At 69.9% G+C, this 25,928-nt stretch carries 26 protein-coding genes and 1 pseudogene; 13 read left to right on the top strand and 14 right to left on the bottom strand.

From position 1 onward, the window contains the following. Window positions 1-136: 136 nt before the first annotated feature. The 5 genes from rpsR to KME77_RS19400 all read left to right on the top strand — a co-directional run bounded on the left by rpsR (window position 137) and on the right by KME77_RS19400 (window position 3,687). Window positions 137-373 (top strand): 30S ribosomal protein S18, encoded by a 237-nt coding sequence (gene rpsR / locus KME77_RS19420; RefSeq protein WP_020543048.1) that lies wholly within the window; start codon window positions 137-139, stop codon window positions 371-373. A gap of 15 nt (window positions 374-388) precedes the next feature. Beyond that, complete coding sequence (rplI, locus tag KME77_RS19415) at window positions 389-835, top strand: 50S ribosomal protein L9 (RefSeq protein WP_219469664.1); 447 nt, start codon at window positions 389-391, stop codon at window positions 833-835. Window positions 836-1,184: 349 nt separating this feature from the next. Then, window positions 1,185-2,078, top strand: a complete 894-nt coding sequence (locus tag KME77_RS19410) for an ABC transporter substrate-binding protein (protein WP_219469659.1) — start codon at window positions 1,185-1,187, stop codon at window positions 2,076-2,078. After that, entirely contained in the window at window positions 2,075-2,947 is an 873-nt protein-coding gene (locus KME77_RS19405; protein WP_219469656.1) for an amino acid ABC transporter permease, read from the top strand. The genes KME77_RS19410 and KME77_RS19405 overlap by 4 nt, the downstream gene beginning before the upstream one ends. Further along, window positions 2,944-3,687, top strand: a complete 744-nt coding sequence (locus KME77_RS19400) for an amino acid ABC transporter ATP-binding protein (protein ID WP_281424190.1) — start codon at window positions 2,944-2,946, stop codon at window positions 3,685-3,687. Before KME77_RS19405 ends, KME77_RS19400 begins: the two co-directional genes overlap by 4 nt. Window positions 3,688-3,709: 22 nt before the next feature. Here KME77_RS19400 and KME77_RS19395 read toward each other — a convergent pair whose 3' ends face one another. Next, the gene (locus KME77_RS19395; RefSeq protein ID WP_308250782.1) at window positions 3,710-5,194 is read right to left on the bottom strand and encodes an APC family permease; all 1,485 of its coding nucleotides are present in this window, start codon (window positions 5,192-5,194) and stop codon (window positions 3,710-3,712) included. A gap of 121 nt (window positions 5,195-5,315) precedes the next feature. Next, window positions 5,316-6,617: an MATE family efflux transporter gene (locus KME77_RS19390; RefSeq protein WP_219469654.1), complete on the bottom strand. Its 1,302-nt coding sequence runs from the start codon at window positions 6,615-6,617 to the stop codon at window positions 5,316-5,318. Window positions 6,618-6,899: 282 nt separating this feature from the next. On the opposite strand from KME77_RS19390, the gene dnaB reads away from it, so the two are divergent. Further along, complete coding sequence (gene dnaB / locus KME77_RS19385) at window positions 6,900-9,119, top strand: replicative DNA helicase (protein ID WP_219469652.1); 2,220 nt, start codon at window positions 6,900-6,902, stop codon at window positions 9,117-9,119. Between the two features lie 48 nt (window positions 9,120-9,167). Here dnaB and KME77_RS19380 read toward each other — a convergent pair whose 3' ends face one another. From KME77_RS19380 to KME77_RS19370, 3 genes are all read right to left on the bottom strand, one after another. Beyond that, window positions 9,168-9,785 carry a hypothetical protein gene (locus KME77_RS19380; RefSeq protein WP_219469649.1) on the bottom strand — a complete coding sequence of 206 codons (618 nt, stop codon included), beginning with the start codon at window positions 9,783-9,785 and terminating at the stop codon, window positions 9,168-9,170. Next, window positions 9,785-11,821, bottom strand: coding sequence for an alpha/beta fold hydrolase (locus tag KME77_RS19375; protein ID WP_219469644.1), 2,037 nt, complete (start codon window positions 11,819-11,821; stop codon window positions 9,785-9,787). The genes KME77_RS19380 and KME77_RS19375 overlap by 1 nt, the downstream gene beginning before the upstream one ends. A gap of 235 nt (window positions 11,822-12,056) precedes the next feature. Continuing rightward, a complete protein-coding gene (locus tag KME77_RS19370; RefSeq protein ID WP_308250780.1) occupies window positions 12,057-12,836 on the bottom strand; it encodes an aminoglycoside phosphotransferase family protein in 780 nt (259 codons plus the stop codon). A gap of 44 nt (window positions 12,837-12,880) precedes the next feature. Here KME77_RS19370 and KME77_RS19365 point away from each other — a divergent pair, with 44 nt between their 5' ends. Together KME77_RS19365 and KME77_RS19360 are read left to right on the top strand one after the other, a co-directional pair. Beyond that, on the top strand, window positions 12,881-13,336 hold the full coding sequence (locus KME77_RS19365) for a hypothetical protein (RefSeq protein WP_219469642.1): 456 nt from the start codon (window positions 12,881-12,883) through the stop codon (window positions 13,334-13,336). Next, window positions 13,333-13,785 (top strand): universal stress protein, encoded by a 453-nt coding sequence (locus KME77_RS19360; RefSeq protein ID WP_219469639.1) that lies wholly within the window; start codon window positions 13,333-13,335, stop codon window positions 13,783-13,785. The genes KME77_RS19365 and KME77_RS19360 overlap by 4 nt, the downstream gene beginning before the upstream one ends. A gap of 245 nt (window positions 13,786-14,030) precedes the next feature. Here KME77_RS19360 and soxR read toward each other — a convergent pair. Beyond that, window positions 14,031-14,480 (bottom strand): annotated as a pseudogene (soxR, locus tag KME77_RS19355) (redox-sensitive transcriptional activator SoxR); the annotation flags it as partial. A gap of 3 nt (window positions 14,481-14,483) precedes the next feature. Then, the gene (locus KME77_RS19350; protein ID WP_219469636.1) at window positions 14,484-14,942 is read right to left on the bottom strand and encodes an Lrp/AsnC family transcriptional regulator; all 459 of its coding nucleotides are present in this window, start codon (window positions 14,940-14,942) and stop codon (window positions 14,484-14,486) included. Between the two features lie 19 nt (window positions 14,943-14,961). Here KME77_RS19350 and KME77_RS19345 point away from each other — a divergent pair, with 19 nt between their 5' ends. Continuing rightward, window positions 14,962-15,891, top strand: a complete 930-nt coding sequence (locus KME77_RS19345) for an SMP-30/gluconolactonase/LRE family protein (RefSeq protein WP_219469634.1) — start codon at window positions 14,962-14,964, stop codon at window positions 15,889-15,891. Between the two features lie 62 nt (window positions 15,892-15,953). Here KME77_RS19345 and KME77_RS19340 read toward each other — a convergent pair whose 3' ends face one another. Beyond that, the gene (locus KME77_RS19340) at window positions 15,954-16,691 is read right to left on the bottom strand and encodes an ABC transporter permease (RefSeq protein ID WP_219469629.1); all 738 of its coding nucleotides are present in this window, start codon (window positions 16,689-16,691) and stop codon (window positions 15,954-15,956) included. Continuing rightward, window positions 16,688-17,593: an ABC transporter ATP-binding protein gene (locus KME77_RS19335; RefSeq protein WP_219469628.1), complete on the bottom strand. Its 906-nt coding sequence runs from the start codon at window positions 17,591-17,593 to the stop codon at window positions 16,688-16,690. The genes KME77_RS19340 and KME77_RS19335 overlap by 4 nt, the downstream gene beginning before the upstream one ends. 109 nt (window positions 17,594-17,702) lie before the next feature. Here KME77_RS19335 and KME77_RS19330 point away from each other — a divergent pair, with 109 nt between their 5' ends. From KME77_RS19330 to dnaN, 3 genes are all read left to right on the top strand, one after another. Then, entirely contained in the window at window positions 17,703-19,136 is a 1,434-nt protein-coding gene (locus KME77_RS19330; RefSeq protein WP_219469624.1) for a sensor histidine kinase, read from the top strand. Next, a complete protein-coding gene (locus tag KME77_RS19325; RefSeq protein WP_219469621.1) occupies window positions 19,133-19,783 on the top strand; it encodes a LuxR C-terminal-related transcriptional regulator in 651 nt (216 codons plus the stop codon). The genes KME77_RS19330 and KME77_RS19325 overlap by 4 nt, the downstream gene beginning before the upstream one ends. Before the next feature lie 103 nt (window positions 19,784-19,886). After that, window positions 19,887-20,984 (top strand): DNA polymerase III subunit beta, encoded by a 1,098-nt coding sequence (gene dnaN, locus KME77_RS19320; protein ID WP_219469618.1) that lies wholly within the window; start codon window positions 19,887-19,889, stop codon window positions 20,982-20,984. Window positions 20,985-21,149: 165 nt separating this feature from the next. Here the strand turns inward: dnaN and KME77_RS19315 are convergent, their stop codons facing one another. The 5 genes from KME77_RS19315 to upp all read right to left on the bottom strand — a co-directional run bounded on the left by KME77_RS19315 (window position 21,150) and on the right by upp (window position 25,147). Continuing rightward, the gene (locus KME77_RS19315; protein ID WP_219469615.1) at window positions 21,150-21,830 is read right to left on the bottom strand and encodes a FadR/GntR family transcriptional regulator; all 681 of its coding nucleotides are present in this window, start codon (window positions 21,828-21,830) and stop codon (window positions 21,150-21,152) included. A 101-nt stretch (window positions 21,831-21,931) separates the two neighbouring features. Further along, window positions 21,932-23,275, bottom strand: coding sequence for a helix-turn-helix domain-containing protein (locus tag KME77_RS19310; RefSeq protein WP_219469613.1), 1,344 nt, complete (start codon window positions 23,273-23,275; stop codon window positions 21,932-21,934). 96 nt (window positions 23,276-23,371) lie between these two features. After that, window positions 23,372-23,905 carry a PH domain-containing protein gene (locus KME77_RS19305; RefSeq protein ID WP_219469610.1) on the bottom strand — a complete coding sequence of 178 codons (534 nt, stop codon included), beginning with the start codon at window positions 23,903-23,905 and terminating at the stop codon, window positions 23,372-23,374. A 252-nt stretch (window positions 23,906-24,157) separates the two neighbouring features. Further along, a complete protein-coding gene (locus tag KME77_RS19300; RefSeq protein WP_219469608.1) occupies window positions 24,158-24,382 on the bottom strand; it encodes a hypothetical protein in 225 nt (74 codons plus the stop codon). A gap of 126 nt (window positions 24,383-24,508) precedes the next feature. Beyond that, on the bottom strand, window positions 24,509-25,147 hold the full coding sequence (gene upp / locus KME77_RS19295) for a uracil phosphoribosyltransferase (RefSeq protein ID WP_219469604.1): 639 nt from the start codon (window positions 25,145-25,147) through the stop codon (window positions 24,509-24,511). Between the two features lie 142 nt (window positions 25,148-25,289). Between upp and KME77_RS19290 the strand changes: the two genes are divergently transcribed. Further along, window positions 25,290-25,799: a tRNA adenosine deaminase-associated protein gene (locus KME77_RS19290; RefSeq protein ID WP_219469600.1), complete on the top strand. Its 510-nt coding sequence runs from the start codon at window positions 25,290-25,292 to the stop codon at window positions 25,797-25,799. The last annotated feature ends 129 nt before the right edge of the window (window positions 25,800-25,928 follow it).

Genomic DNA, 25,928 nt, shown 5'->3' with positions numbered 1-25,928 from the left:
TTCCGATCTGCCAGCAGGGCGGCGGCGGCTTCGGCGGCGGCGGCAACGACTTCAGCGACGAACCGCCTTTCTAACACCAGTTCACCAGTCCGAGACCATTCCCGCTTGACGGCGGGGCTCTGAAAGGAGCACCACGATGGCCAAGCCGGCACTGCGCAAGCCCAAGAAGAAGGTTTGCCTGTTCTGCCACGACAAGATCTCCTACGTCGACTACAAGGACACGGCGCTGCTGCGGAAGTTCATCTCCGACCGCGGCAAGATCCGTGCGCGTCGGGTGACGGGCAACTGCACCCAGCACCAGCGTGACGTGGCGACCGCGATCAAGAACGCCCGTGAGGTGGCCCTGCTGCCTTACACGAGCACCGCGCGCTAAGGGAGGACTGTCGATATGAAGCTCATCCTCACCAACGAGGTCTCCGGCCTCGGCACCCCTGGCGACGTCGTCGAGGTCAAGGACGGCTACGGCCGTAACTACCTCATCCCGCGCGGCTACGCGATGCGCTGGACCCGTGGCGCCGAGAAGCAGATCGAGTCCATCAAGAAGGCTCGTGACGCTCGTGAGATCCGCGACCTGGGCACCGCCAAGGAGGTCGCCGGCCAGCTCGGCGCGCTCCGCGTCCGGCTGACCACCCGCGCGGGCGACTCCGGCCGTCTGTTCGGCTCGATCACCACGGGCGACATCGCCGAGGCCGTCAAGGCCGCCGGCGGTCCGCTCCTCGACCGTCGTCGCATCGAGATCGTCAACCCGATCAAGAGCGTCGGCTCGCACAAGGTCAGCGTCAAGCTGCACCCCGAGGTCTCGGCGTCGGTGGACGTCGAGGTCGTCGCCGGCTGACGACTCTCAGCCTCACCGCGGCCCTCTCCCCGTTCGGGGAGGGGGCCGCGGTCGTTTGTACGGGCTCGCGCGTTGGTACGGGCTCGCGCCTTTGCCGGGGTTCGCACGTTTGTCCGGGCCCACGCGTTGTCCACAGGCAATGGTGCTCGGGGAGGAGTTATCCACAGGGGAGGGCGGGCTGGCGGCGGGCTGTGTCCACAGATGGGCGCCGGTAAAGAGGTTCTGTCCACAGGGAGGCGGCGCCAGAGGTGGTCTGTCCACAGGCGGGCGGCCCGGACGGCGGGATTCCCCTGCGGGCGCGTAGGATTTGCTCGTTCTTCCCCACGCTCCTCCCAGGAGGTTCACCGCGATGCCCCGACCTCCGATGCTGCTTGCCGCCGGCGCGCTCCTGGCGGCGGCCGTGGCCTGCGCCCCCGTCGACGACCCGGCCGGCACGTCCGCCTCCGCGACCACCGGCACGGCGACCTCCGCCGCGGCCAGCCCGTCGACCGCGTGCGCCAAGGACCAGCTCAAGCTCCTCAACGCGGGCAAGCTGACGATCGGCACCGACAAGCCCGCCTACGAGCCGTGGTTCAAGGACGACGACCCGTCCAACGGCCAGGGGTTCGAGGGCGCGGTGGCCTACGCGGTCGCGGGTCAGCTCGGCTTCGACCGCGACGAGGTGCAGTGGGCGACGGTCAAGTTCGACTCGGCGTTCGCCCCTGGCGCCAAGACGTTCGACTTCGACGTCAACCAGGTCTCGATCAACCCCGACCGGGCCAAGGTGGTCGACTTCAGCAACGGCTACTACACCGTCAAGCAGGCCATCGTGACGCTCGACGGCAGCAAGTACGCCGCCGCCAAGAGCCTGGCCGACCTGAAGGACGCCAAGATCGCCGTGCAGGTCGGTACGACCTCCCTCAACGCGGTCAAGGAGGTCATCAAGCCCACCGACGACCCGAACGTCTACAACGACCAGATCGACGCCATCAGCGCGCTGAAGAACAAGCAGGCCGACGCGATCGTCGTCGACCTGCCCACGGCCTTCTACGTCACGGCCGCCCAGGTCGAGAAGTCCAAGATCGTCGGCCAGTTCAGCTCGACCGGCGGCACGCCCGAGGAGTTCGGCCTCGTCATGGAGAAGGGCAGCGCGCTCAAGCCGTGCGTGGACAAGGCCGTCGACACGCTGAAGTCGAACGGTGAGCTGGCCAAGATCGAGCAGGAGTGGCTCGGCTCAGCCGTGGGCGCCCCCGAACTGAAGTGACCGGCCGGCCACAGCCCGGGGACGAAGGTGAGGGGCAGCCCTGGGTCAAGAGTGAGCGGCAGCACGAGCGCGAACGGACCCGCAGGTCGCGGGCCCGGCGTTCGACCTCCATCGCCACGGCCTCGTCGATCCTCTTCGTCGTCCTGGTCGTGGTCCTGGTCACCAACGCGCCCGGCTGGCCACGGGTGCGGGAGGCGTTCTTCTCGCCCGAGTGGTTCGTCAGGGCGCTGCCGGATGTGGCGTCGGGCTTCCTGCTCAACATCAAGATCTTCTTGATCGCCGAGCCGCTGATCCTGATCGTGGGGGTGCTGGTCGCGCTGGCCCGAACCGTCAAGGCGCCGGCGTTCTTCCCGGTCAGGGCGCTGGCCACCCTTTACACCGACATCTTCCGCGGCGTCCCGACGCTCCTGGTCATCTACCTGGTCGGGTTCGGGCTGCCGGCGCTCAGGCTCCAGGGCATCCCGACCGATCTGGCCACGCTCGGCATCATCGGCCTGACGCTCTCGTACGGCGCCTACGTGGCGGAGGTGTTCCGGGCGGGCATCGAGTCGATCCACCCCAGCCAGGTGGCGGCCGCCCGCTCGCTGGGGCTCAGCCATGGCAAGACCATGCGGTTCGTGGTGCTGCCGCAGGCCACGCGCCGGGTCGTGCCACCGCTGCTCAACGACTTCATCTCGCTGCAGAAGGACACCGCGCTGGTGGCCACCCTCGGGCTGCTGGAGGCGCTCAGGCAGGCGCAGATCATCGCGACCAGCAAGTTCAACTACACGTCCTACCTGGTCGCCTCGCTGTTGTTCATCCTGCTGACGATCCCGATGGCGCGGTTCACCGACCATCTGGCCGCGCGTACGAGGAGGAGGCGCGCATGAGCCTGCTGACCATCGAAGGGGTGTGGAAGAACTTCGGCGACCACAGCGTGCTGCGCGGCATCGACCTGGAGGTGCGCTCGCACGAGGTGGTCAGCCTGATCGGCGCGTCGGGTTCGGGCAAGTCCACGCTGCTGCGCTGCGTCAACCTGCTGGAGACCGTGGACGACGGCGCGATCCACCTGGACGGGCAGGAGATCACCGACCCTCGGGTGAACGTCGACGACGTGCGCAAACGGCTGGGCATCGTGTTCCAGGCGTTCAACCTGTTCCCGCACATGACCGTGCTCGACAACGTCACGCTGGCGCCGCGCCGGGTGCACGGGGTGGCCCGGGCGGAGGCGGAGGAGCGGGCACGCGAGCTGCTGGACCGGTTCGGGCTCGGCGGCAAGGCCGGCTCCTATCCCGACCAGTTGTCCGGCGGTCAGCAGCAGCGGGTGGCCATCGTACGGGCGCTGGCGACGCGGCCGAAGCTGATCCTGCTCGACGAGGTGACCTCGGCGCTCGATCCGCTGCTGGTCGTGGAGGTGCTGCAGGTGGTGAGGGAGCTCAAGGAGGCGGGCATGACGATGATCCTCGCCACCCACGAGATGGGCTTCTGCCGGGAGATCTCCGACACGGTGTGCTTCCTCGACGGCGGCGTGATGCTGGAGAAGGGGCCACCGGAGAAGATCTTCACCGAACCCGAGCACGAGCGCACCAGAGACTTCCTGCGCGCCGTCCTCGACTCGGGCCGCCTGTAGCCACGCTCGCCCGAGGCGGTGGTCAGCGGCGGTGGCGGCCTTTCAGAGGGGGCTCAGGAGGTGGGACGGGCCGGGCCAGGAGGCTGTGGCGGCGGCCGTACATCAGGTAGACCCCCAGCCCGAAGGCCATCCACAGGGCGAAGTACGCCCACGTGATCACCTGCAGGTTCACCATCAGCCAGAGCGTCACCAGCAGCGACAGCGCGGGCACGAACGGCGAGAGCGGCACCCGGAACCCGCGCTCCAGATGCGGCATGGTGCGGCGCATGACGATCACGCCCGCCGCGACGAACACGAACGCGAACAGCGTCCCCATCACCACGAGCTGCTGCAATGTGAGCACCGGCACCAGCTCCGCCAGCAGGATCGCCACCAGGCCGATCAGTAGCGTCACCCGGGTCGGGCTGTGGTAGCGGCGGCTGATGGTGGCCAGCCCGCGCGGGATCAGCCCGTCGCGCGCGATCGAGAACAGCACCCGCGTCTGCCCCACGAACAGCACCAGGATCACCGTCGTCAGCCCGAGCACCGCGCCGATGTCGATGACGTGCGCCATCCAGTCCACGCCCACCACGCGGAACGCGCTGGACAGCGGCGCGTCGGGGGAGATGGCGGTGTAAGGGATCATGCCCACCATGACCACGGCCACGGCGAGGTAGATGATCGTGGCGATGATCAGGCTGCGGATCATGCCGCGCGGAACGGCCCTGGAGGCGTTCACGGTCTCCTCGGCGGCGGTGGCGAGGATGTCGAAGCCCACGTACGCGAACGCGATCGCCGAGGCCGCCGCGAACACGCCGGGCCAGCCGAACGCTTGCCCCTGCCCCATGAACACGTCGAGGACGGTCGTGTTGGGTGCCGTGACCAGCGGCTTGGGGGCGACGTAGAGGTCACCGAAGTTGGCCGCCTTGACGTACCGCGCCCCGACGACGACAACGGCGCCGATGGCCAGCAGCTTGGCCGCCACCATCACCCACAGCGCCCGCAGCCCCACCCGCGCGTTGACGGCCACGATGCAGGTCAGCACCACCAGGATGACCAGGACCAGCACGTCCTCGACCACGTCGGGGTACGGCAGCCGCACCCCGAACCCGGTGATCGCCCTGACCGTGATGATCCCCCAGGCCCTGGCCACCATGGCCGCGGCCAGCTCCATCTCCAGGATCAGCGCCCAGCCGATGATCCACGCCCAGACCTCGCCGAAGATGACGTACGTGAAGGTGTACGCGCTGCCCGAGGTCGGCATGGTGGACGACAGCTCGGCGTAGCAGAGGCAGGCCAGCAGGCAGCCGATCCCGGCGATCATGAACGACAGGATCACACCGGGCCCGGCCGTGGTCGCGGCCTGTTGCCCGGCAATGCTGAAGATGCCCGCGCCGATCATCACACCGAGCCCGAGCACGATGAGATCGGCCGGTCGGTAGAGTTCGGCGAGGCTGTGGCGCGCACCTGTGCGCAGTCCGGTCGCCGCGTCGGGCGGCAACCGCCGCAAGATCGTGGACAATGTCACACCCCGCTCGTGGGACTCGCCCACAGTGCCTCACCACATGGACATCGGCAAGCACGGGAGCATTACAGTAGATCGCGACCGATGGACTGCCCCGGATGAGCAGCCGCTCACGGCTTGGTCGTCACGCTCCGGTCACGAGCCACTTGCCGCCCGCGGCCCGCTTGCTCAGCGTCGCCGCCCGTACGAGCATCCACACCCCGAGCGCGCACCAGAGGGCGACGACGCCGAACCCCGAGGCGAGGTAGGCGAACGGCAGGTAGGCGAGCGTCGCCCACAGCGACGCCCACGCCAGGTAGCGCTGGTCGCCCGCGCCGATCAGCACCCCGTCGAGCACGAACACCACCCCGCACACCGGCTGGAACAGCGCCACCGGCCACAGCAGCGCCAGCAACTGCTCGGTGACCTGTGGATCGGCGTCGAACAGCCCGGGCAGCACCGGCCTGGCCACCACGACGAGCATGCCGAGCGCGACCCCGGACCACAGCCCCCACAGCACCATCCGCCTGGTGGCGGCCTTGGTGGCGCTCACGTCCCCGGCGCCGAGCGCGCGGCCGGTGATGGCCTGGCCGGCGATGGCGATGGCGTCGAGGGCGAAGGCCAGCAACGTCCAGACCTGGGTGGCGATGGCGTACGCGGCCAGCTCCGCCTGCCCCATCCTGGTGGCCATGACGGTCGCCACGACGAGCACGACCCGCATGCACGCGGTCCTGACCAGCAGCGCGAACCCCGCCGTCCCCGCCTGCCCGATCCCCGCCAGGCTCGGGATGAGCGGCGTGCCCAGCCGCAGCGCGCCCCTGGCCACCACGGCCAGGTAGACGGCCGCGCCCATCGTCTGGGCCAGCACCGTGCCCCAGGCCGAGCCCGCGATGCCCCAGTGCAGGCCGAGCACGAACCAGGCGTTCAGCGCGGCGTTGAGCGCGAACGAGCCCACCGCGACGGCCAGCGGCGTGACCGTGTCCTGCAGGCCGCGCAGCACGCCGGTGCCGGCCAGCACGACGAGCATCCCGGGCGCGCCGAGCAGACTGATCCGCAGGTACGTGACGGCCTGCGCCGCCTGGTCGGGACTCGCCCCGAACCAGCCGACGATCGCCGGGGCGGACGGCCAGCCGAGCGCGATCAGCGCGACGCCGATGCCCAGCGCCAGCCAGATGCCGTCCACGCCGTTGCGCATGGCCCTGGCGTGGTGACCCGCTCCGGTCTGGCGGGCCACGGAGGCGGTGGTGCCGTAGGCGAGGAACACGCACAGGTTCACCGCCGTGGCCAGCACCGTACCGGCCACGCCCAGCGCGCCCACCGCCGTGGTGCCCAGCCCGTGGCCGACGATGGCGTAGTCGGCGAGCAGGAAGAGCGGCTCGGCCACCAGGGCCCCGAACGCGGGCACGGCCAGCCGCAGAATCTCCCTGTCTCTGGTGGTAATGGGCATTTGACTATTATGGCCATTACCCGGCGTGTCGGGCCAACTTTCTTTCCTCCACAGCCGGTGGATAATGTTTTCCCAGCTCAGCGCGCTGCTAGTGGATGTTGAAAAGAGTTATCCACAGCTTCGTCCACAGTGCTTACACAGGCTGGGGACGACTGTGCACAGCTTGCCCACAGGCTGTCCACAGGCCACATTGGCGTCCGCCCCCGGAACCCGCGAAACTGTCAGACCGGTCGGCTACAAGTGGAGGTAGTGCGGCCGCATGCACGTGTTGAGGGGGGCGCCGTGAGCATTGACGACGAGGGGGGCGCAGGCCCCGGTTTCGAGCGCACTCCACCGAGCAACATCGAGGCGGAGCAGTCGGTGCTGGGCGGCATGCTGCTGTCGAAGGACGCGATCGCCGACGTGGTGGAGATCATCCGCTCGGACGACTTCTACCGCCCGGCCCATCAGATGATCTACGACGTCATCACCGACCTCTACGGCCGCGGCGAGCCCGCCGACGCGGTCACGGTCTTCGACGAGCTGCAGAAACGCGGCGAGATGGCCCGCGTCGGTGGCGCCGCCTACCTCCACACGCTGACCGCCGTCGTCCCGACGGCCGCCAACGCCGGCTACTACGCCAAGATCGTCCGTGAGCAGGCCATCCTGCGCCGCCTCATCGAGGCCGGCACCCGCATCGTCTCCTACGGCTACGGCGGCCAGAACGAAGAGGTCGACGACCTGGTCGACCGCGCCCAGGCGGAGATCTACAAGGTCACCGAGCGCCGCACCTCGGAAGACTACGCGCCGCTGGCCGACATCATGCCCGGCGCGCTCGACGAGCTGGAGGCCATCGGCAGCCGGGGCGGCCAGATGGTCGGCGTCCCCACCGGCTTCCAGGACCTCGACCAGCTCACCAACGGCCTCCACCCGGGTCAGATGATCGTCGTGGCCGCACGTCCGGCCATCGGCAAGAGCACCCTGGGTCTCGACTTCGCCCGGTCCGCGGCGATCAAGCATGGGATGACCACGGTCGTCTTCTCGCTGGAAATGTCGCGCAACGAGATCACGATGCGTCTGCTGTCGGCCGAGGCGCGGGTCGCGCTGCACGCCATGCGCTCCGGGATGATGGGCGACGACGACTGGACCCGGCTGGCCCGGCGGATGAGCGAGGTGGCCGAGGCGCCGCTGTTCATCGACGACTCGCCGAACATGTCGATGATGGAGATCCGGGCCAAGTGCAGGCGGCTCAAGCAGCGCAACGACCTGCGGTTCGTGATCATCGACTACCTCCAGCTGATGAGCTCGCCGAAGAAGACCGAGAGCCGCCAGAACGAGGTCTCGGAGATCTCGCGTGCGATCAAGCTGCTGGCCAAGGAGCTTGAGGTGCCGGTCATCGCGATCTCGCAGCTCAACCGAGGTCCCGAGCAACGCACGGACAAGCGACCCCAGGTCAGCGACCTGCGTGAGTCCGGCTGCCTGACCGCCGCCACGCGTGTCATGCGGGCCGACACGGGGGCCGAGGTGTCCCTGGGGGAGCTGCTGGAGTCGGGCGCGCGCGACGTGCCGGTGTGGTCGCTGGACGAACGGCTCAGGCTGGTCCCTCGCACGATGACGCACGTCTTCCCGAGCGGGGTCAGGCAGGTCCACCGCGTACGGCTGCGGTCGGGGCGTGAGGTGGAGGCGACGGCCAACCATCCCTTCCTCACCTACGACGGCTGGCGGGCGGTCGGGGGCCTGGAGCCGGGGGCGCGGGTGGCGGCGCCGAGGCACGTGCCGTCGCCGCTGGATCTGGAGTCCTGGGACGAGGGTGAGCTGATGGCGCTCGCGTCCTTCGTCGGGGAGTCACTGCCTGACGGGGTGTTCTCGCTGCCCAAGCGGCAGATCGTGGTGTTCCTGCGACACCTGCTGAAGGGCAGTGCCAGTTACGTGGCCTCCAGCAGGCGGCTGGTGGACGACGTGGCGCGGCTGCTGCTGCGGTTCAACGTGATGACCCAGATCGAGGAGGCCGGCGACCGGTTCCGGCTCACCGCGCTGGGGGAGGAGAACGAGCGGCGCCTCCTGGAGGCGATCGGCGACGGCCGGCCCCGCCCGGCCGAATCCGCCGCGATGCCGGTCGGAGTCCGACCCCGGCTGGAGGCGGTGCTCGCCCGGCCGCAGGGGGAGCCGCTGGGCCAGGTGGCGGCCGTGCTCGACGACTCCGACATGGATCTGCTGGCCACCAACGACGTCTTCTGGGACGAGATCGTCTCGATCGAGCCGCTGGGCGAGCAGCTGGTCTACGACGCCACCGTGCTCGGCACCCACAACTTCGTCGCCAACGGCATCAGCCTGCACAACTCCATCGAGCAGGACGCGGACATGGTCATCCTGCTGCACCGGGAGGATGCGTACGAGCGGGAGTCCCCCAGGGCGGGCGAGGCCGACCTGATCGTGGCCAAGCACCGTAACGGACCCACGGCGACCGTCACGGTGGCGTTCCAAGGCCACTACAGCCGATTCGTGGACATGGCCCAGCACTGAGGCGACATCAAGCCGGCATGGTCCAGCACCAGGAGCGGGGCGGCGCGGTCATCGGGTGAGCGCCGGCGTCGGCGTGCCGAGCTGCCGTCGCAGCGGCAGCAGCGCCACCAGGTAACCCGCGGCGGCGACCGGCAGCAGGTCCAGCGTCACCACCGGCAGCAGGCTGCTCACCAGCACCAGCCCGACGCTCCACCAGGGCAGCAGCCCCCGATAGGCAAGCATCCCGGTCAGCACCACCACGCCCACGTACAGCAACTGCGGCCCCACCTGGTAGAAGGCGAGATCCACCCCTGGCAGGTCGTGGAACTGGCCGCTCAGCTCACGCATGCCCGCCTTGTCGGCCGCGAGCAGCCCCCACACGATGTCGGCGACGAACTGCACGATCGACGTGGCCGCCCCGATCAGCGTGACGGCCACGACGGCCTCCCTGCCCACGCCCGGGGCGAGGAGGCGGCGAATGCCCATGACCAGGAAGACGAACAGCACGAGGCCGGCCAGGTTCGCCCAATGGGCGGCCTGCCAGTCCAGGCCGGGTCCGTAGACGCCGTCCATCCGGCCGACCAGCCGGATGACCCCGTACGCGAGCATGAGAAGCGGCGCGGCGACGGCCGCGAATCGGGCGATCTGCATGCCCCTGATGCTGTCGGCCCCGGCCTGGGCGGACATCAGGGGTTCCCCGGCCCGTGCCCTGAGGCGACCCCTGACGGCGACTCAGGCGGGGCGGTTTCGGAGGCGCTGCCGAGGTCACGGATACCGGAGCTGGAGCCGTCGCGGGCGATGGCGAGGACAAGTACGGCCAGGTTGGCCGCGAGGACCGCGCCGACCAGCGCGGTCAGCGCCCCGGTGATGCCCTCGGCGGCGAGGCTGCCCAGCCAGGCCCCCAGGAGGGACCCCGCCGGCGCCACCACGAGCCCCGGCCGCCGGACGGACCCCGGTCGCCGAGCAGGACTCAACCGCCGGGCAGACCCCAGCCGCCGGACAGGTCGCGGCTGTCCAGTGGGTCGGTCGCAGGCCAGGTGGACGGCGAGCCCGGCCGCCACTCCCATGGACACCACGGCCACGACCGGGCTGCCGTACCAGGCCGGCCACAGACTGGCTGCCACCAGGACGGACAGGAACCAGCCACCCAGACCCGCGACGACCGGCGCCACGACGCGCAGCCACGCGCCCGCCCTGGGCGTGAAGCCGCTCCGCCGCCCCATCCAGACGAGCAGCACGACGGCGATCAGGGCGAAGCCTCCCATGACGCCCACCAGGAGCCACGCGATGCCCGACATGGTGATGGAGCTGGTGAAGTTCACCTTGCGCGGGGCGTACAGGGAGTCGTCCACCTCGCCGCGGTCGAAGAACGCGCCCAGCAGCCGGTCACCGGCCTCGGGCCGGTAGGCCCAGAAGTCGGCGGAGTGCCCCAGCTCGGCCAGGACCACCTGACGCCCGTTCGGCAGCGCGGGCAGCAGCTCGTCGGTGGCGACCTGCGCGGGGGTGGAGAAGTCGACGGTGCCGCCGATCATGAGCGTCTCGACGTCGGTCGGCCGGACCTGCTGGTAGCCGGAGTAATCAGGGCTGGCCGGCCACGCCTTCGTGAGCCGTCCGCCGCCCCACAGGAAGTCGGAGGCGGCGTTGCCGAGGATCGAGCCGGGGTCGCCGCCGCGCGCGTAGTAGGCGTTCACCGCCGGGGCGTCGATGGCGCCCGACGCGGCGGACTCGCCCCAGACGAACGACTGCGGGAAGGTCAGGTCGGCCAGCACCGACATGGCCCAGAAGCCGCTCGGGTCGCCGCCGGCCGCCGACAGCCAGGCGTCGATCATGGTCGGCGCGTTCAGCGGGGCGGCCGCCTCGGTCGTGTGGAACATCCCCCACAACGTGGCCGCCCGGACGTTGCCCTCCTTGATCGGCAGCGGCCCCCAGCGGCGCGGCATGTCCGCCGAAGTGGCGCGCATGGAGGCGGCCAGGTCGCCGGTACGCGCGGCGCATCCGGCGTCCTTGGCGCACAGCCCGGCGTAGTGGCCGAGCTGGTCGTCGGTGACGGCCGGGTCCCACAGGTAGTGGCCGGGTGGGTTCACCGCGATCATCGCCGACCGGTGGATCGACCGCGGGTGCCGCCAGGCGTAGATCATCGCCGTCCGGGTGCCGGCGCTCTCGCTGATCAGGTCGATCCGGCCGTACCCGAGGGCCCGGCGGGCCGCCTCCAGGTCGTCCACCCGCTGGGGCAGCGAGTACCCGCCGAGGTCGTGCCCCTCCTCGGTGAGCCGCCGTGCGCAGCCGGCGAACGCGTCGCCGTAGCGCCGCGACGACTCCTCACCCGCCAGATCGGCCGAACTCCGCAGCGCCGACACCACCTCCGGGCAGTCGAGCACCGCCGACCCGTCGGCGCCCCGGTACCCGACGAGGACCACGTCGTGCCGGGCGGCCAGGCGGCTCGCGGCCGGGAACGACATGTTCGACTTGCCCGGCCCGCCGCCGAGCCGGAAGATCGGCTCGGCCGGGTTCGCGCCGGTCGCCCGTACGCGGACCACCGGCAGCGCGATCAGCTTCGAGGCCGGGTTCCGCCGGTTCTCCGGGACCACTAGCGTGCCGCAGTCGGCGGCGAGGTCGAGGTACGTGCACGCCTGCACGGCGGTGAGCTGGTCGGCGCGGGCGCCCTCGGGCACCTCCGTCCGGGAGCCCTTCGGCAGTCCCAGGTACACCAGACCGGCCGTCATGACCCCGATCACGGATAACGCCACGACTCGGGCAGAAGTGAGACCTCGTACCATGTCGACCCCTCAGAAGCTCGGTTGAGGTCGAGTCTGAGTCGCGCGCGAGCCCGGCTCATTGCCGCCGCCCGGCCTGTTGGGGGTAGGGCCAGCCTCACCCCGGCCAGCCTTACGCCGGGCCGTCTCACCCCGGCCGCCTTGCCTCGGCCGTCTCATGCCGGGCGGCCTTGCCCCGGCCGCCTCACCCCGTTCGCGGCCGGAGGCGTTCGGCGATGTCCAGCCAGGCGGTGACGTCCGCGGCGGTGAAGTGGCGGATGGCCCAGTCGACCTGGCGCAGGCTCATGTGCGCCCAGCACACCGGCTCCACCGCGCTGGGCACGTCGAGGTGGATCTCCGGCGCGCGGTGCGCCAGGTCGAAGCGGAGCGTGTACAGGTCGAAGTCGCCGTGGCCACGCGTGGCGCCGTCCCAGTCCACCACGCCGGTGACCTCACCCGTGGGCCCGACCAGCACGTTCTCCGGGTGGAAGTCCGTGTGGACGAGATCGTCGCCGTCCAGCCGGTCGGGGAAGGCGGCGCCGATCTCCCTGACCTGGTCGAGCAGCCGCCGGGTCCTGTCGTCGTAGGTGAGCAGCGACTCGTGCAGGCAGAAGCCCGGCCCGCTCGACCGCAGGTACAGGGCCATGGCGGGCAGCTCGGGACGTCCGGCGAGCACGCCGCGGCAGCGGCGGTTGACCTCGATCATCGACTCGATCGTCACCCGGGACGGCGTGCGCGGGACCGTGCCGGGCAGCAGCTCCTGCACCACGAGCGGCGGACGCACCAGCTCGTACCGCGGCGCCGGAACGCCCGCCGCGCGCGCCGCCTCCAGGAACACGCTCACGTCGGGGCCGCGGGTCAGGACGGAGCGGTGGCCGTCGGGCCAGCGCACGTACGCCGCGCCGACCTGCCCGCCGGAGCAGGGCCCCTCGTACGTGAGCGGCACGTCGAGACCGTCGATGAGATTGATGTCGAGCCTTGGCACGCGAGGGAGTGTCACGAAATGCGATCCTGTCCAGTCCTACTGGCATGACACAACTGAGATTCGTCAAGGGCGTCGTCGTGCTGGTGGCCCTCTTCTTCCTGATCGGCGGAGTGTGGGCGTTCGGCTGGCCGCAGAGCTTCTACGATCTGGTCGCCCACTACCCGCCGTTCAACCTGCACCTGTTCCACGACGCGGGGGCCTTCCAGCTCGGCATCGCGGCGGCGCTGATCGGCGGCCTGTTCTGGCAGGACGCCTTGTTCGTCGGGCTGCTGGCCGGCGCGGTCGGCACGGTCGTCCACGCCGTCTCCCACATCATCGACAAGAACCTGGGCGGCAACCCCTCGGACCCGTGGACGCTGAGCCTGCTGGCGCTGGTCGTGGTGAGCGCCCTGATCGTACGGGTGCGGTCGAGAAGTGTGACGCAACAGACAAACGCCCACGGAATCGAGATCACCGAGGGAGGTGCTGCACGAAGGGAGGGAAAGGACGTATCACCATGACGATCCTCATCGCCTACGACGGCTCGGCCGACTCGCGCACGGCCGTCGAGTTCGCCGCCAAGCACCTGACCGCTCAGCCGACGCTCGTCCTGACCGTGTGGGAGCCGCTGCTGGTGCAGCTCAAGAGGTACCCGCTGGCCGGCGCCGGGCTGCTGGCCGACCCGGGCGACGGCGACGAGTGGCGGGTGCAGGCCGAGCAGTACGCCAAGGAGGGCGCCGAGCTGGCCGTCGCGTCCGGGCTCTCGGAGGTGACGTACCGGGCGGTGGCCGACAACGAGTCGATCTGGCGGACGGTCGTCGACGTGGCCGACGAGGTGGACGCCTCGCTGGTCGTGACGGGGTCGCGCGGGCTGGCCGGGGTGCGGTCGGTGCTGCTGGGCAGCGTGTCGAACCACGTGCTGCACCACGCGCACCGGCCGACGCTGATCGTCCCCCCGACCAAGCACTAGCTCGCCCACCCGGCGCCCGGACGTCAGCGCGCGCTGCTCACGGCCGCGTCGCCGTGAGCGGTCGCATCGCCGTGAGCGGCCACGTCGCCATGAGCGATCGCGTCGCTGAGGGCAGTCGTGTCGACGCACACGGCCGCATCGCCGGAGTCGGTGGCGACGGCCGTATCGACGCACACGGCCACGTCAGCGGAGACAGCCGCATCGGAGGGCACGCAAGGGGAGCACTTCTGCGGCGGGCAGAGCCGGGTGTCGATGCGCCTCGCGCCCGGCCCCTCCTCGCCCAGCCGGTCGTGCGGGTTGGCCAGCACGCACCGGTCCAGCGACAGGCAGCCGCAGCCGATGCACTCGGTGAGGTCGTCGCGCAGCCGCTGGAGCTGCACGATCCGGTCGTCGAGCTCGCTGCGCCACGCGGCCGACAGCCGCGCCCAGTCGTCACGCGTCGGCGTGCGCTCCTCCGGCAGCTCGGCCAGCGCTTCCTTGATGGTCCGCAGCGGGATGCCCAGCCGCTGGGACAGCCGTACGAAGGCGACCCGGCGCAGCGTGTCGCGCGAGTAGCGCCGCTGGTTGCCGGCCGTGCGCCGGCTGCCGATGAGCCCTTTGGCCTCGTAGAAGTGAAGCGCCGACACGGCCACGCCGCTGCGCTCGGAGAGCTGGCCGACCGTCAGCTCCTTGGAGTTCCATGCGACCTTGGTCATACCTCAAGGATACTTGAGGGTTGGGCTCGACGCCTGAGGGCCGCGCTCGAAGAATGTCTCCAGGACCACGACCGTCTGCGTCCCGGTCACCCCGTCCACCTCGAACACCCGCCGCAGCACCTCCTGCAGCTCCTGGGTGCTGCCCGTACGCACCTTCAGCAGCAGCGTGGCCGGCCCCGCGATCACGTGCGCCTCCTCCACCGCGGCGATCGCCGACAGCCGCCCGGCCGAGTCGCCCATCCAGGTGCTCCCGTCCACCAGCACGTACGCCACCACGCCCCGCCCGAGCGCGACCGGGTCCACCTCGATCGTGGTGCGCCTGATGACCCCGCGCTCGCGCAGCTTGCGCACCCGCTCGTGCGCCGCCCCGCCCGACAGCCCCACGGCCTTGCCCAGCGTCGCGTACGACTGCGTGGCGTCCTCCTGAAGCAGGCCGATCAGCATCTTGTCGATGTCGTCCATCGCAGTATGATATTCGGCTATGGAGCCATTTCGCCAAACCAGATCCACCTACCTCCCCACCGAGCTGGAGGTGCTGGACGAGCGCTTCGCCGTCGTCGGCGGCGACGACCTCGTCGAACGCGTTCACAGCGGCACCCGCTGGGCCGAAGGCCCCGTCTACTTCCCCGCGGGCAGGTTCCTGGCCTGGAGCGACATCCCCAACGACCGCATGCTGCGCTGGGACGAGACCACCGGCGCCGTAGGCACCTTCCGCCAGCCCGCCGGCTACGTCAACGGCAACACCCTCGACCACCAGGGCCGCATGATCTCCTGCGAGCAGGGCAACCGCCGCGTCACCCGTACTGAGGCGAACGGCTCGATCACCGTGCTCGCCGACCGCTGGGAGGGCAAGCGGTTCAACAGCCCCAACGACGCGGTCGTCCACTCCGACGGCTCCATCTGGTTCACCGACCCCTCGTACGGCATCGCCAGCGACTACGAGGGCTTCCGCGCCGACCCCGAGATCGACGGCTGCCACGTCTACCGCCTCGACCCGGTCAGCGGGGAGGTCCGCCGGGTGGCCGACGACTTCGACCGGCCCAACGGCCTGGCCTTCTCCCTGGACGAGAAGCTGCTCTACGTCGCCGACACGCGGCGCAGGCACCTGCGGGTGTTCGACGTTCATGACGACGGGAGCCTCTCCGGTGGCAAGGTCTTCGCCCAGGGGACGGACGACGACCGCTTCGACGGGATGCGACTGGACGACACGGGCCGCGTGTGGGCGGCGGCGGGCAAGGCGGTGCTGTGCCACGATCCCGACGGGACCCTGATCGGCAAGCTCCACCTGCCCGACTTCGTGGCCAACCTGGTGTTCGGCGGGCCCAAGCGCAACCGGATGTTCATCGCGGCCTCGACGTCGCTCTACTCGGTGATGCTGAACGTCACGGGCGCGCGTCCTGTCTGGTCCTAGCCCTGGTCCGGGTTCCAGCCCTGGTCCGGGTCCCAGCCCTGGTGCTGGCACCACTTGGGCCGCTACTCCCAACGGAACAGCCGCACGGACAGGCCGCCGAACAGAAGCAGACCCACCGTGACCACCATCAGGTGCGACAGCTGCGGCGGCTGCCCCGACCAGGCGTCCTTGAGCGCCTGGGCGAACGGCCCGACCAGCGAGTAGTCGCTGATCGTGCGCAGCGCGTCCGGCATGATCTCGCGCGGCACCCACATCCCGCCCAGGAACAGCAGGGGGAACATCACCGCCGACCCGATGCCGGAGGCCGCCTTGCCGTGGGGCGCCAGGGCGGCGATCACCAGCCCGATGGACAGCAGCGCGGCCGTGCCGAGCAGGAACACCCCGATGAACCAGCCCCAGTTCTGGGGCGCCTGCGAGCCGAACACCAGGGACGCCGTCCCGATGAGAACGGCGGTGGAGATCGCCCCCGACACGACGTTGATGATGAGCTGCGCGGTGAGCATCTTGCCGGGGTGCATGGGGGTCGTGGACATCCGCCTGAGCACCCCCTGCTCCCGGTAGGTCGCCAGCACGGCCGGCAGCACGCTGCAGGCGATCGTCAGCAGCGCGAGCAGCGTCATCATGCTGGGCATCTGCGTGTCCACGAACCGCTGGCCGCCGAAGGCGGGGTTGGCCTCGGTGAAGGACGGGATGCTGACGCCGAGGATCACCAGCAGCCCGACCGGCAGCACGATGGTGAACAGGGCGAACGGCCAGTCCCGCAGGTACAGCTTGACCTCGGTGATCAGGATCTTCGTCATGACAGCTTCCTTCCGGTGAGCGCGAGGAACGCGTCGTCGAGGGTGGCCTGCTCGATGCGCAGGTCGCCGGGGATGATCTGCTGCTCGACCAGGGCGAGCGTGACGGCGTGCGCGAGGTTGCCGGTGCCGCTGACCGTGACCTGCTCGCCGTGCCTGCTGACGTCCCGCACCTCGGGCAGCGCCAGCAGCACGCTGTCGTCGAGCGGCGCCGACGGCCGGAACCGCAGTCGCTGCTCGCTGCCCACCTGCGCGATGAGACCGGCCGGGGTGTCGGTGGCGACGACCCTGCCCTTGTCGATCAGCGCGAGCCGGTCGCAGAGCCGCTCGGCCTCCTCCATGAAGTGGGTGACCAGCACGATCGTCACGCCGGAGTCGCGGATACGCTCGATCAGCTCCCAGGTGTCCCTGCGGGCCTGCGGGTCGAGGCCGGTCGTCAGCTCGTCCAGCACGGCCACGCGCGGCCGGCCCACCAGGGCGAGGGCCACCGACAGGCGCTGACGCTGGCCGCCGGAGAGCTTCTTGAACGCGGTGTCACGCTTCTCGGTGAGACCGACGTGTTCGAGCAGTTCCTCCCAGTCGGCGGGGTTGGGGTAGTAGGAGGCGTAGAGGTCCAGGGCCTCCCACACCTTGATCTTCTCCGGCAGGGCGGCGCTCTGGAGCTGCATGCCGAGCACGTCGCGCAGCGCCCGCCTGTCCCGCTGGGGGTCGAGGCCGGCCACGCGTACGGTGCCGCCGTCCGCCGCCCGCAGGCCGCCGACGCATTCCACGGTGGTGGTCTTGCCGGCGCCGTTCGGGCCGAGGATGCCGAAGATCTCGCCCTCGGCCACCTCGAACGAGACGTCGTCCACCGCCACATGTTTGGGGTAGCGCTTCTGGAGGTTTCTGACCTCGATGATTTTCATGCCTCAAACGCTAGAAAGCCCGGCCCGGCCGGAGAATCCAGGTGGATGCCGGGCAAGGGTGTACTTAGGTGCAGTGACTCGGCCCCTCGCTCACCCGCACACTGGAGCCATGCTTCGAAGGTTCGGTCAGGTCGCGACGCTGCTGGCACTGCTCGCGGTCGAGATTCCCGTGCTCGTCATGAGCCTGCTCATGCTGCTGCTCGCGTTCGCGGTGGGCATGGTCTTCCTGTTCCCGCCGCAGGTCCGGCTGATCCGCGTGGTGGTGAACCACCACCGGCGGCTGGTCAGCGCGTGGACCGGCCTGGAGATCGAGCAGCCCTACCTGCCCAAACCGCCGCCTCCCGTCCGGCAGCCCGACGGCCTGTACCGCTCGGACCGTACGCTCTACAAGACCCCGCGCATCCCCGCCTGGAACGACCGCTGGAAGTGGATGCTCACCGACCCGGCGACCTGGCGGGACGGGCTGTGGCTGCTGCTCGAACCCCTGGTCAAGCTGGTCCTGGTGCCGGCGTTCCTGCTCAGGCCCGCCTGGGGCCTGCGCATGTACGGCCTCTGGTGCGACCTGCTGCTCGGCGCCACCGTGGCCAGCCGCCTGGCCGGCCAGGTCACCCATCTGACGCGGGTGCGCAACCTCGCCGCCGACACCCAGGCGGCCGAGATGCGCCGGATCGAGCGGGACCTGCACGACGGCACGCAGGCCCGGCTGGTGGCGATCGGCATGACGCTCGGCGCCGCCGAACAGCTTATGGACGAGGACCCGAACGCCGCCAAGGCGCTGCTGGCCAAGGTGCGGGAGGCCTCCTCGGAGACGCTGACCGAGCTGCGCACGGTCATCCGCGGCATCCTGCCGCCCGTGCTGGCCGAACGCGGGCTCGCCGACGCCGTCCGCGCCCTCGCCATCGACAGCCCGCTCAATGTGAGCGTGGACGTGGACCTGCCCAAACGGCCCGAGCCGCCGGTCGAGGCGGCCGCCTACTTCGCCGTCAGCGAGCTGCTGGCCAACGCCGCCCGGCACGGCGGAGCCGCCACGGCCATGATCGACATCAGCAGTGAGGGCCCCAACCTGCGCATCTCCGTCACCGACGACGGCATGGGCGGCGCCGACCCGAGCAAGGGCAGCGGCCTGGCCGGCATCGAGCGGCGGCTGGCGGCCTTCGACGGCGTGCTCGCCCTGAACAGCCCGCCCGGCGGCCCCACCACGGTCGTCATGGACATGCCCAGCGTGCTGCCCGTCCACTGGAGCGACGGCTTGCCCAAGATGCCGCGCTGGAAGGTCTGGACGGTCGTGCTGCTCTGGGGAACCGCCTGGTGCCCGCTGTTTCCGCAGGGCATCGTCACGGCCATCTTCAAGATCTTCAGCATCCCGGTGAAGTCGTGGTTCCTCGCGCTCTACCTGCCGCCGTTCTGGCAGTGGCCGGTGATCATCGGGATGATCGCCTTGGGCATTACCATGTACGTCATGGCCATGAGACTGCCCATGCGCCACAACGGGCCCCGCTGGCTGATGGAGGCGACGCCACGAAGGCCGTGGTGCCACAAGTGAGTCGTGTCCTCATAGCCGAAGACCTCTACCTGCTCAGGGACGGCCTCGTCCACCTGCTCCAGGCGCACGGCTTCACCGTCGTCGCCGCCGTCGAGAGCGGCCCCGAGCTGCTCAAGGGCCTGGTCGAGCTGCGCCCGGACGTGTCCGTCGTGGACGTGCGGCTGCCGCCGACCTTCACCGACGAGGGGCTGCAGGCATCCCTGGCCGCCCGCAAGCAGGTGCCCGGCCTGCCCATCCTGGTCCTGTCGCAGCACGTCGAGCAGCTCTACGCCCGCGAGCTGCTCGCCGACGGCTCCGGCGGGATCGGCTACCTGCTCAAGGACCGCGTCTTCAACGCCGAGCAGTTCGTCGACGCCGTACGCCGCGTCGCCGCGGGCGGCACCGCCATGGACCCGGAAGTGATCGCCAAGCTGCTGGCCAGCAACGCCAGGAACGAGCCGCTGGCCGCGCTCACCCCCCGCGAGCGCGAGGTGCTGGAGGCGATGGCGGAGGGCCGCTCCAACGCGGCCATCTCCCAGCGGCTCTACCTCAGCGAGAGCGCGGTGGCCAAGCACACGGCCAACATCTTCGGCAAGCTCGGCCTGGCCCCTTCCGACGACGACAACCGCCGGGTCCTGGCGGTCCTCACCTACCTCAACAAGCGCTGACCCTGTTCCGCTGAGGCGGCATGCGGAAATCCGGCCTCCGCCCACTCTGTCGGTGGCACCGGCTACCGTTCTTAGGAAGCCGCGCTACGAAAGGGTGGGTCAGGTGAAATTCCGGGTAAACCGCGATGTTCTGGCAGACGCGGTGGCATGGGCCGCCAGGGTGCTGCCAAGTCGCCCCGTTGTGCCCGTGCTCTCCGGCCTGCTGCTGGAGGCCGGCGAGGAGCTCAGCCTGTCCGCGTTCGACTACGACGTCTCCGCCCAGGCGAGGATCGAGGCCGACGTGGCCGAGGACGGCAGGGTGCTCATCCCGGGCCGCCTGCTGGCCGAGATCAGCCGCAGCCTGCCCGCCGAGGACGTCGAGATCGTCACCGAAGGCCAGGAAGCGGTCCTGACCTGCGGCAGCGCCGAGTTCGGCCTGATCACGATGCCGGTCGAAGACTTCCCGACCATGCCCACCATGCCGCCCAGCATCGGCGCCATCGGCGGCGGGATCTTCGCCTCCGCCGTCGGCCAGGTCGCCCCCGCCTCCAGCCGCGACGACACGCTGCCGATGCTCACCGGCATCAGGGTCGACATCGAGGGCGAGGCGGTCACGATGGCCGCCACCGACCGCTACCGCATCGCCGCCCGCGACTTCGCCTGGCGCCCCGTCGCGCCCAACGTCGCCGCCTCCGCCATGGTGCCCGCCCGCGTGCTGGTCGACGTGGCCAAGACGCTGCGCGGCGGCGAGGTGTCGGTGGCGCTGGGCGACGGCGTCGCCGGCTTCGAGAGCGTCGGCCGCAGCACCACGGTGCGGCTGCTCGACGAGCAGTTCATCGACTACCGCAACAGGCTGAGCGCCGACTGGTCGATCCGCGCCGACGTGCCGGTGACGGCGTTCGTCAGCGCCATCAAGCGGGTCGCGCTGGTGGCCGAGCGCAACACCGCGATCCGCCTGTCGTTCAGCCAGGGCCACGTACGCATCCAGGCGGGCGGCGGCGACATCGGGCGCGGCTCCGAGGTGGTGGAGTGCGAGCTGCGGGGCGACGACATCCAGATCGCCTTCCAGTCCCAGTTCCTCCTGGACGGCCTCACGGGCATCGAGACAGACCTGGCCCGCATCAACATGGAGTCCCCCACCAGGGCGGCCCTGATCCAGGACGTCCCGGGCGACGCCGACCCCAGCTTCCGCTACCTGGTGATGTCCCTGCGCCTGACCTGACGGGCGGCGCGCCGGCTGTCGGCCCGGAGCGGCCACGGTCAAGAGGACGCACGTAGCGGCGCCCGGCCCGGTGCGGGCTCAGCGGCCGTTTTCCTGGAGGCCCTCAGCCCTGTGCGGCGGGTGGCGGTGGGGACGGCCTGCCGTAGGAGGGGCTGGGAAGGGTTTTCAGGCGTCACCCTCGGTCAGGGCGATCAGGATGTGCTCCATGCACGCGTGGCCCGCGCGCTCGGCCGCGGCCGCGTCTCCGGCCGCGATGGCGCGCGCGATCGCGTCGTGCGGGATGTAGCTCTTGTTCAGCGACGTTCCCGCCGCCGTGATGCTGGCCCGCAGCGCCGCCGAGAAGTCCTCGTACAGGTCGATCAGCACCAGGTTGTGGGTGGCGTGCGCCACCGCCATGTGGAAGGCCAGGTCGGCCTCCACGAAGGCGTCCGGGGCGTCGAGCTGCCAGGCCCGGTCACGCTCGGCCAGCGCGGCCTCGATGCGCAGGATGTCCTCGTCGGTGCGCCTGGTGGCGGCCAGGCGGGCCGACTCGACCTCCAGCGCGCGCCGCACCTCAAGGATCTCCAGCTGCTCCGCCTGACGCAGCCTGCGGAGCATGGCCCCCGACAGCTCGCTCGTGGCGCGGACGTACGTCCCGTCGCCCTGGCGGCATTCCAGCAGCCCCGCGTGAGTCAGCGCGCGCACGGCTTCGCGAACGGTGTTGCGACCCACGCCGAGCTGCTCCGCGAGCACCGTCTCGGTCGGGATCTTGCCGTTCATCTGCCACGACCCTGAGCTGATCTGCTCCTTGAGCTGATCGATCACCTGGTCGACGAGCGAAGCCCGCTGAGCCGTACGCAGACTCACAGTCCGCCTCCTCCGGGGAAACCAGTCATCCCATGAGTCAATGACTGGTAGACCCTAATTATTCCAGACTCAAAAACCAAATCTGGAGCTCCCGGAGGGGGTCAGTGAGACACGGACGCGTCGATCTTCACCCCCGCCAGCGCGGAACGGACTCCAGCGGCTTCCAGAGCCTTACGGTAGGCGGCGGTCTGCTGTGCCTTGGCGCCCGACCTGCCGTAGAGGTCGCCCAGCTCGCGCCAGCAGCGTGCGGCCTGCCGGTCGGAGCCGAACACCGGCCGGTTGAGCGTGTCGAGGGCCTCGTGCGCCTTGCGCAGGTGCGACGCGGGGTCGGCGTCCAGCGCGAGCGCGACCGTGGCCAGCACCAGGCGGGCCTCGGCAGAGGTCGTGCCGGGCACGTCGTGCACCAGGTCGAGCGCCGAGGTGGCCAGCTCGCCGGCCCGTACGGCGTCGCCCCCGCGCAGCTTCACCCGCGCGTGCGCGATGAGGCTCTCGCCGTGCTCCTGCGTGCTGCCCGAGGCGGTCGCGAACGCGCGCGTCGCGGCGTCGGCCAGCTTGTCGGCCTCGCCCAGCGGGGCGGTGCCGAGCCTGGCCCAGTGCATGGCCGCACGGGCGAGCTGGAGCGTGAGCCTGGCGTGCCGGCCCGCCATGATGGCGTCGTCGGCCAGCCGCACGGCCAGCGCGGAGTCCTCGCCCGCCGCCGCCGTCACGCTCGCCTGCCACAGCGACTGGATCTCAGCGGAACGGTCCACAATGTCCGGAACCCCGCTGGCGCCCAGGACCCGCCGGACGTAGTCGAGCTCGGGGGCGTCGCCCTCCCGCTCGCCACGCACCTCCACGAGCGTGGCGGCCAGGTCGATGGCCATCTCACCCTGGGTGATGTCGAGGCGCTCGGCCTGCTCCAGGGCGTTGGCGGCCAGGTCGCGGGCCCGCAGGCGGTCGCCCGCCCGCTGGTAGCAGCGGCTGAGCGCGATGGTGAGCGGCAGGTCCGCCAGACGCTCGGGATGGGCCGCGGCCTCTCTGCGCAGCCGCTCGAAAGCCTCGACCGCCTGGCCGAGCCGGCCCTGCGCCTCCAGGGAGCGAGCCCTGCCGAAGCGCGCGTGCGCGGTCAGCATCGCGTTTTCCTCGTCGGCCGCCTTCACGATCTCGGTGAAGCGGTCCGCCGCCACGACGGGGTCGCCGTGCTGCAGCTCCAGCTCCGCGTGACGCAGGCCCAGCTCGGTGTCGATGCGCTGGCGGGGCTCGATCCCGTGCAGGAGGAACTCGGTGGTGCACCCCAGGCGCTCGGCCAGGAGTCGTGCCACTACGGGAGTCGGTGTCCGCTTACCCGACTCGATAAGCGAGACATAACTGTCTGAAAGGTCGGGTCCGGCCAGCTGGGCCTGAGACATCCGCCTGTTAAGCCGCAGTCCTCGGACGCGGTCACCGATGGTTCCCTGACTCGGCATCTCATCTCTCAAGGCGGGGAGGGGTCAACACTCCGCAATGATTGCATGAAGTGGCGCAATCGGGTATCCCCACGTGAAGAATTCCCCGCGTAGGGATTAATCGTCGCCGTCGTCCTTGCCGCCTGGGAAAAGCATCTGGCAGACCTCCAGGTACAAGGTCTCCGGATACGGGATGTACTCGACCGTCGAGAGAGCCTGATCCTGACCTGCGCTTTCGAGGATGAACTCGCCGTAGCCGAGCATGCGCCCCAGCAGGGATCGCTGGAAGCTCATGTCGGTGACCTTGCCCAGGGGCATCATCGCGACCTTGCGGGTGATGAGGCCCGTGGTGAGCAGCATCCGCTTCGAGGTGACGACGAAGTAGTCAACAGACCACTCCGCGACCTTCCAGACAAAGCGGATCAAGAGCAGCAGCCACAGCCACCACACGACGACGAGCGCCGTGCCGCTGTCACCGCCGCCGAAGATCTTGCTCAGCAGCCCGGCGATGATCAGGCCGCCGAAGACCTCGGCGACCGGACGCAGCAGCTTGGCAGGATGCCGCCGCACCATGATGACCTGTTGTTCGTGGGGGAGGAGGTAGCGGTTGACCGACGCCGGAGCAGAGTCCCCGTGGGTCACAAGTCTCATGCGAGGTTGTTCACAAATTGGGCCAGTGAGTCGGCCGCGTTGAACACGGTGTCGAACGCCCCTCTGACCGCGTCAGCGGCGTCCGCTGGTCGCGCGAACAGGTAGTACGCCACAAAAGCGATACCACCGTATGTGAGGACTTTTTTGACCTGCACTGTCGCCTCCGTACCGACTTACCACTCCACCCGCCGTATACATTACCCACCTCCAAGCCGGGGTAAAGGTAACTTAACGGGTTAGTTTTGATCTTGCTTAACCACGCTCGCCGGCGACCAGCGCCAGGACGTGAAGGTGCTTGCGGGCGATCCGCTCGACGAGGCTGGGATGAGCATGGCCGGTGACCTCCAGCGCGCCGTAGTGCGCGGCCTCCACGCAGCGCGTTACGGTGGTCGCGGAGTGGACGCCCGCGAACTCGTCCCGCAGTGCCGTCTCCACTTCCGCGTACGGGCTGGGCTCCGCCTCGGTGTGATCGCTCACGACGACACCTCGGTGACCGGAATAACGCTCATCCTGCTCCCCCACGCCCATGCGGAAGTTGCCTTCCTCTCTCCTCGTACCCACGTAGCAACAGTATGTAACGAGAAGAGCACGGAGCGTTAGGATTCAGACTACTCCGTAGAGCCGATCCCCGGCGTCGCCCAGTCCTGGAACGATGTAACCGTGCTCGTTCAGCCGCTCGTCGAGCCCCGCCGTCACGACCCGGATCGGCCTGCCGGAGTTGGCGAAGACCTTGTCCATGTACGCCAGCCCCTCGGGCGCCGCCAGCAGGCAGATCGCCGTGACGTCCACCGCACCCCTGTCGAACAGGAACTTCACGGCCGCCGCCAGCGTGCCGCCGGTGGCCAGCATGGGGTCGACCACGTAGCACTGCCGCCCGGAAAGGTCGTCGGGCAGCCGGGTGGCGTACGTCTCGGCCTGCAGCGTCGACTCGTCGCGGATCATGCCGAGGAAGCCGACCTCGGCCGTGGGCAGCAGCCTGGTCATGCCGTCGAGCATGCCGAGGCCCGCCCGCAGGATGGGCACCACCAGCGGGTACGGCTTGGCCAGCCGCACCCCGTGAGCCTGCGCGACCGGCGTCTCCACGCTCACGTCGGTGACCCGTACGTCGCGCGTCGCCTCGTACGCCAGCAGCGTCACCAACTCGTCCGCGAGCCTGCGGAAAGTGGGGGAGTCGGTGCGGACATCACGCAGTGTGGTGAGCTTGTGCGCCACGAGCGGATGATCCACGACGAGGGTTTCCATAAGGGACAACGCTATCTTGTACGCAACGAACCGGCACGTCGCGTCACGGGTTTTGATCACAATTTGGTTGGAGCACCACACGGCGGCTGGTCGCTTCTGGAACGATTGGAGTTCGTGGTGGCCACGTCGGGTGGAGTGGACAATGACTGACGAAGAGGCGCTCGACTTCGCCATCGTGGTCTATCGAGAGGATGAGTGCTGGGACGCCGAGCTGTTGCCGGTCGCACTCACCGAGGATCTGCACGGCCTGATCAAGGCCCTGCGCCAGCAGCCGAGCGAGAGCGGCACGATCGGCCTGGTCGCCGTGGGGGACGAGTTCTTCGTCGGGCTGCGGGTGCTGGGCGAGCGGGTGGACGTCTTCCTCTCCGACATCGCGGCCTCCTGGGACTTCCCCCTGGCGCGGCAGGTCCTCGACTATCTCGACGTGCCGATCCCGGACGAGGAGGAGCTCGACGAGATCCTCCAGGACGAGGAGACGGTGCTCCCCGCGGGCGATCTGTCGATCTTCGCCGACCTCGGGCTCGACGAGATGGAGCTGGGCATCCTGTCCGGCGACATCGAGCTGCTGCCCGAGGACGTGCTGTCCAGCATCGCCGCGCGGCTCGGCTTCTCCGAGCCGTTCGAGCGGGCCATCGAATCGGTCTTCGGCTGACCCTGGAGCACGGACATGGCGTCCAACACCTTTTCCGCGGCCTTCGTACGGACCAGTGACGGCTGGAGCGGCGCCGAGGTCGACCTCGGTGAGGCCGAGATCGTCGACGACCTCGGCGACGCGGGGACC

Origin of the sequence: Nonomuraea rhizosphaerae (assembly GCF_019396405.1) — a bacterium.
GTDB lineage: Bacteria > Actinomycetota > Actinomycetes > Streptosporangiales > Streptosporangiaceae > Nonomuraea > Nonomuraea rhizosphaerae.
This window is presented reverse-complemented; position numbering and strand designations above follow the sequence as displayed.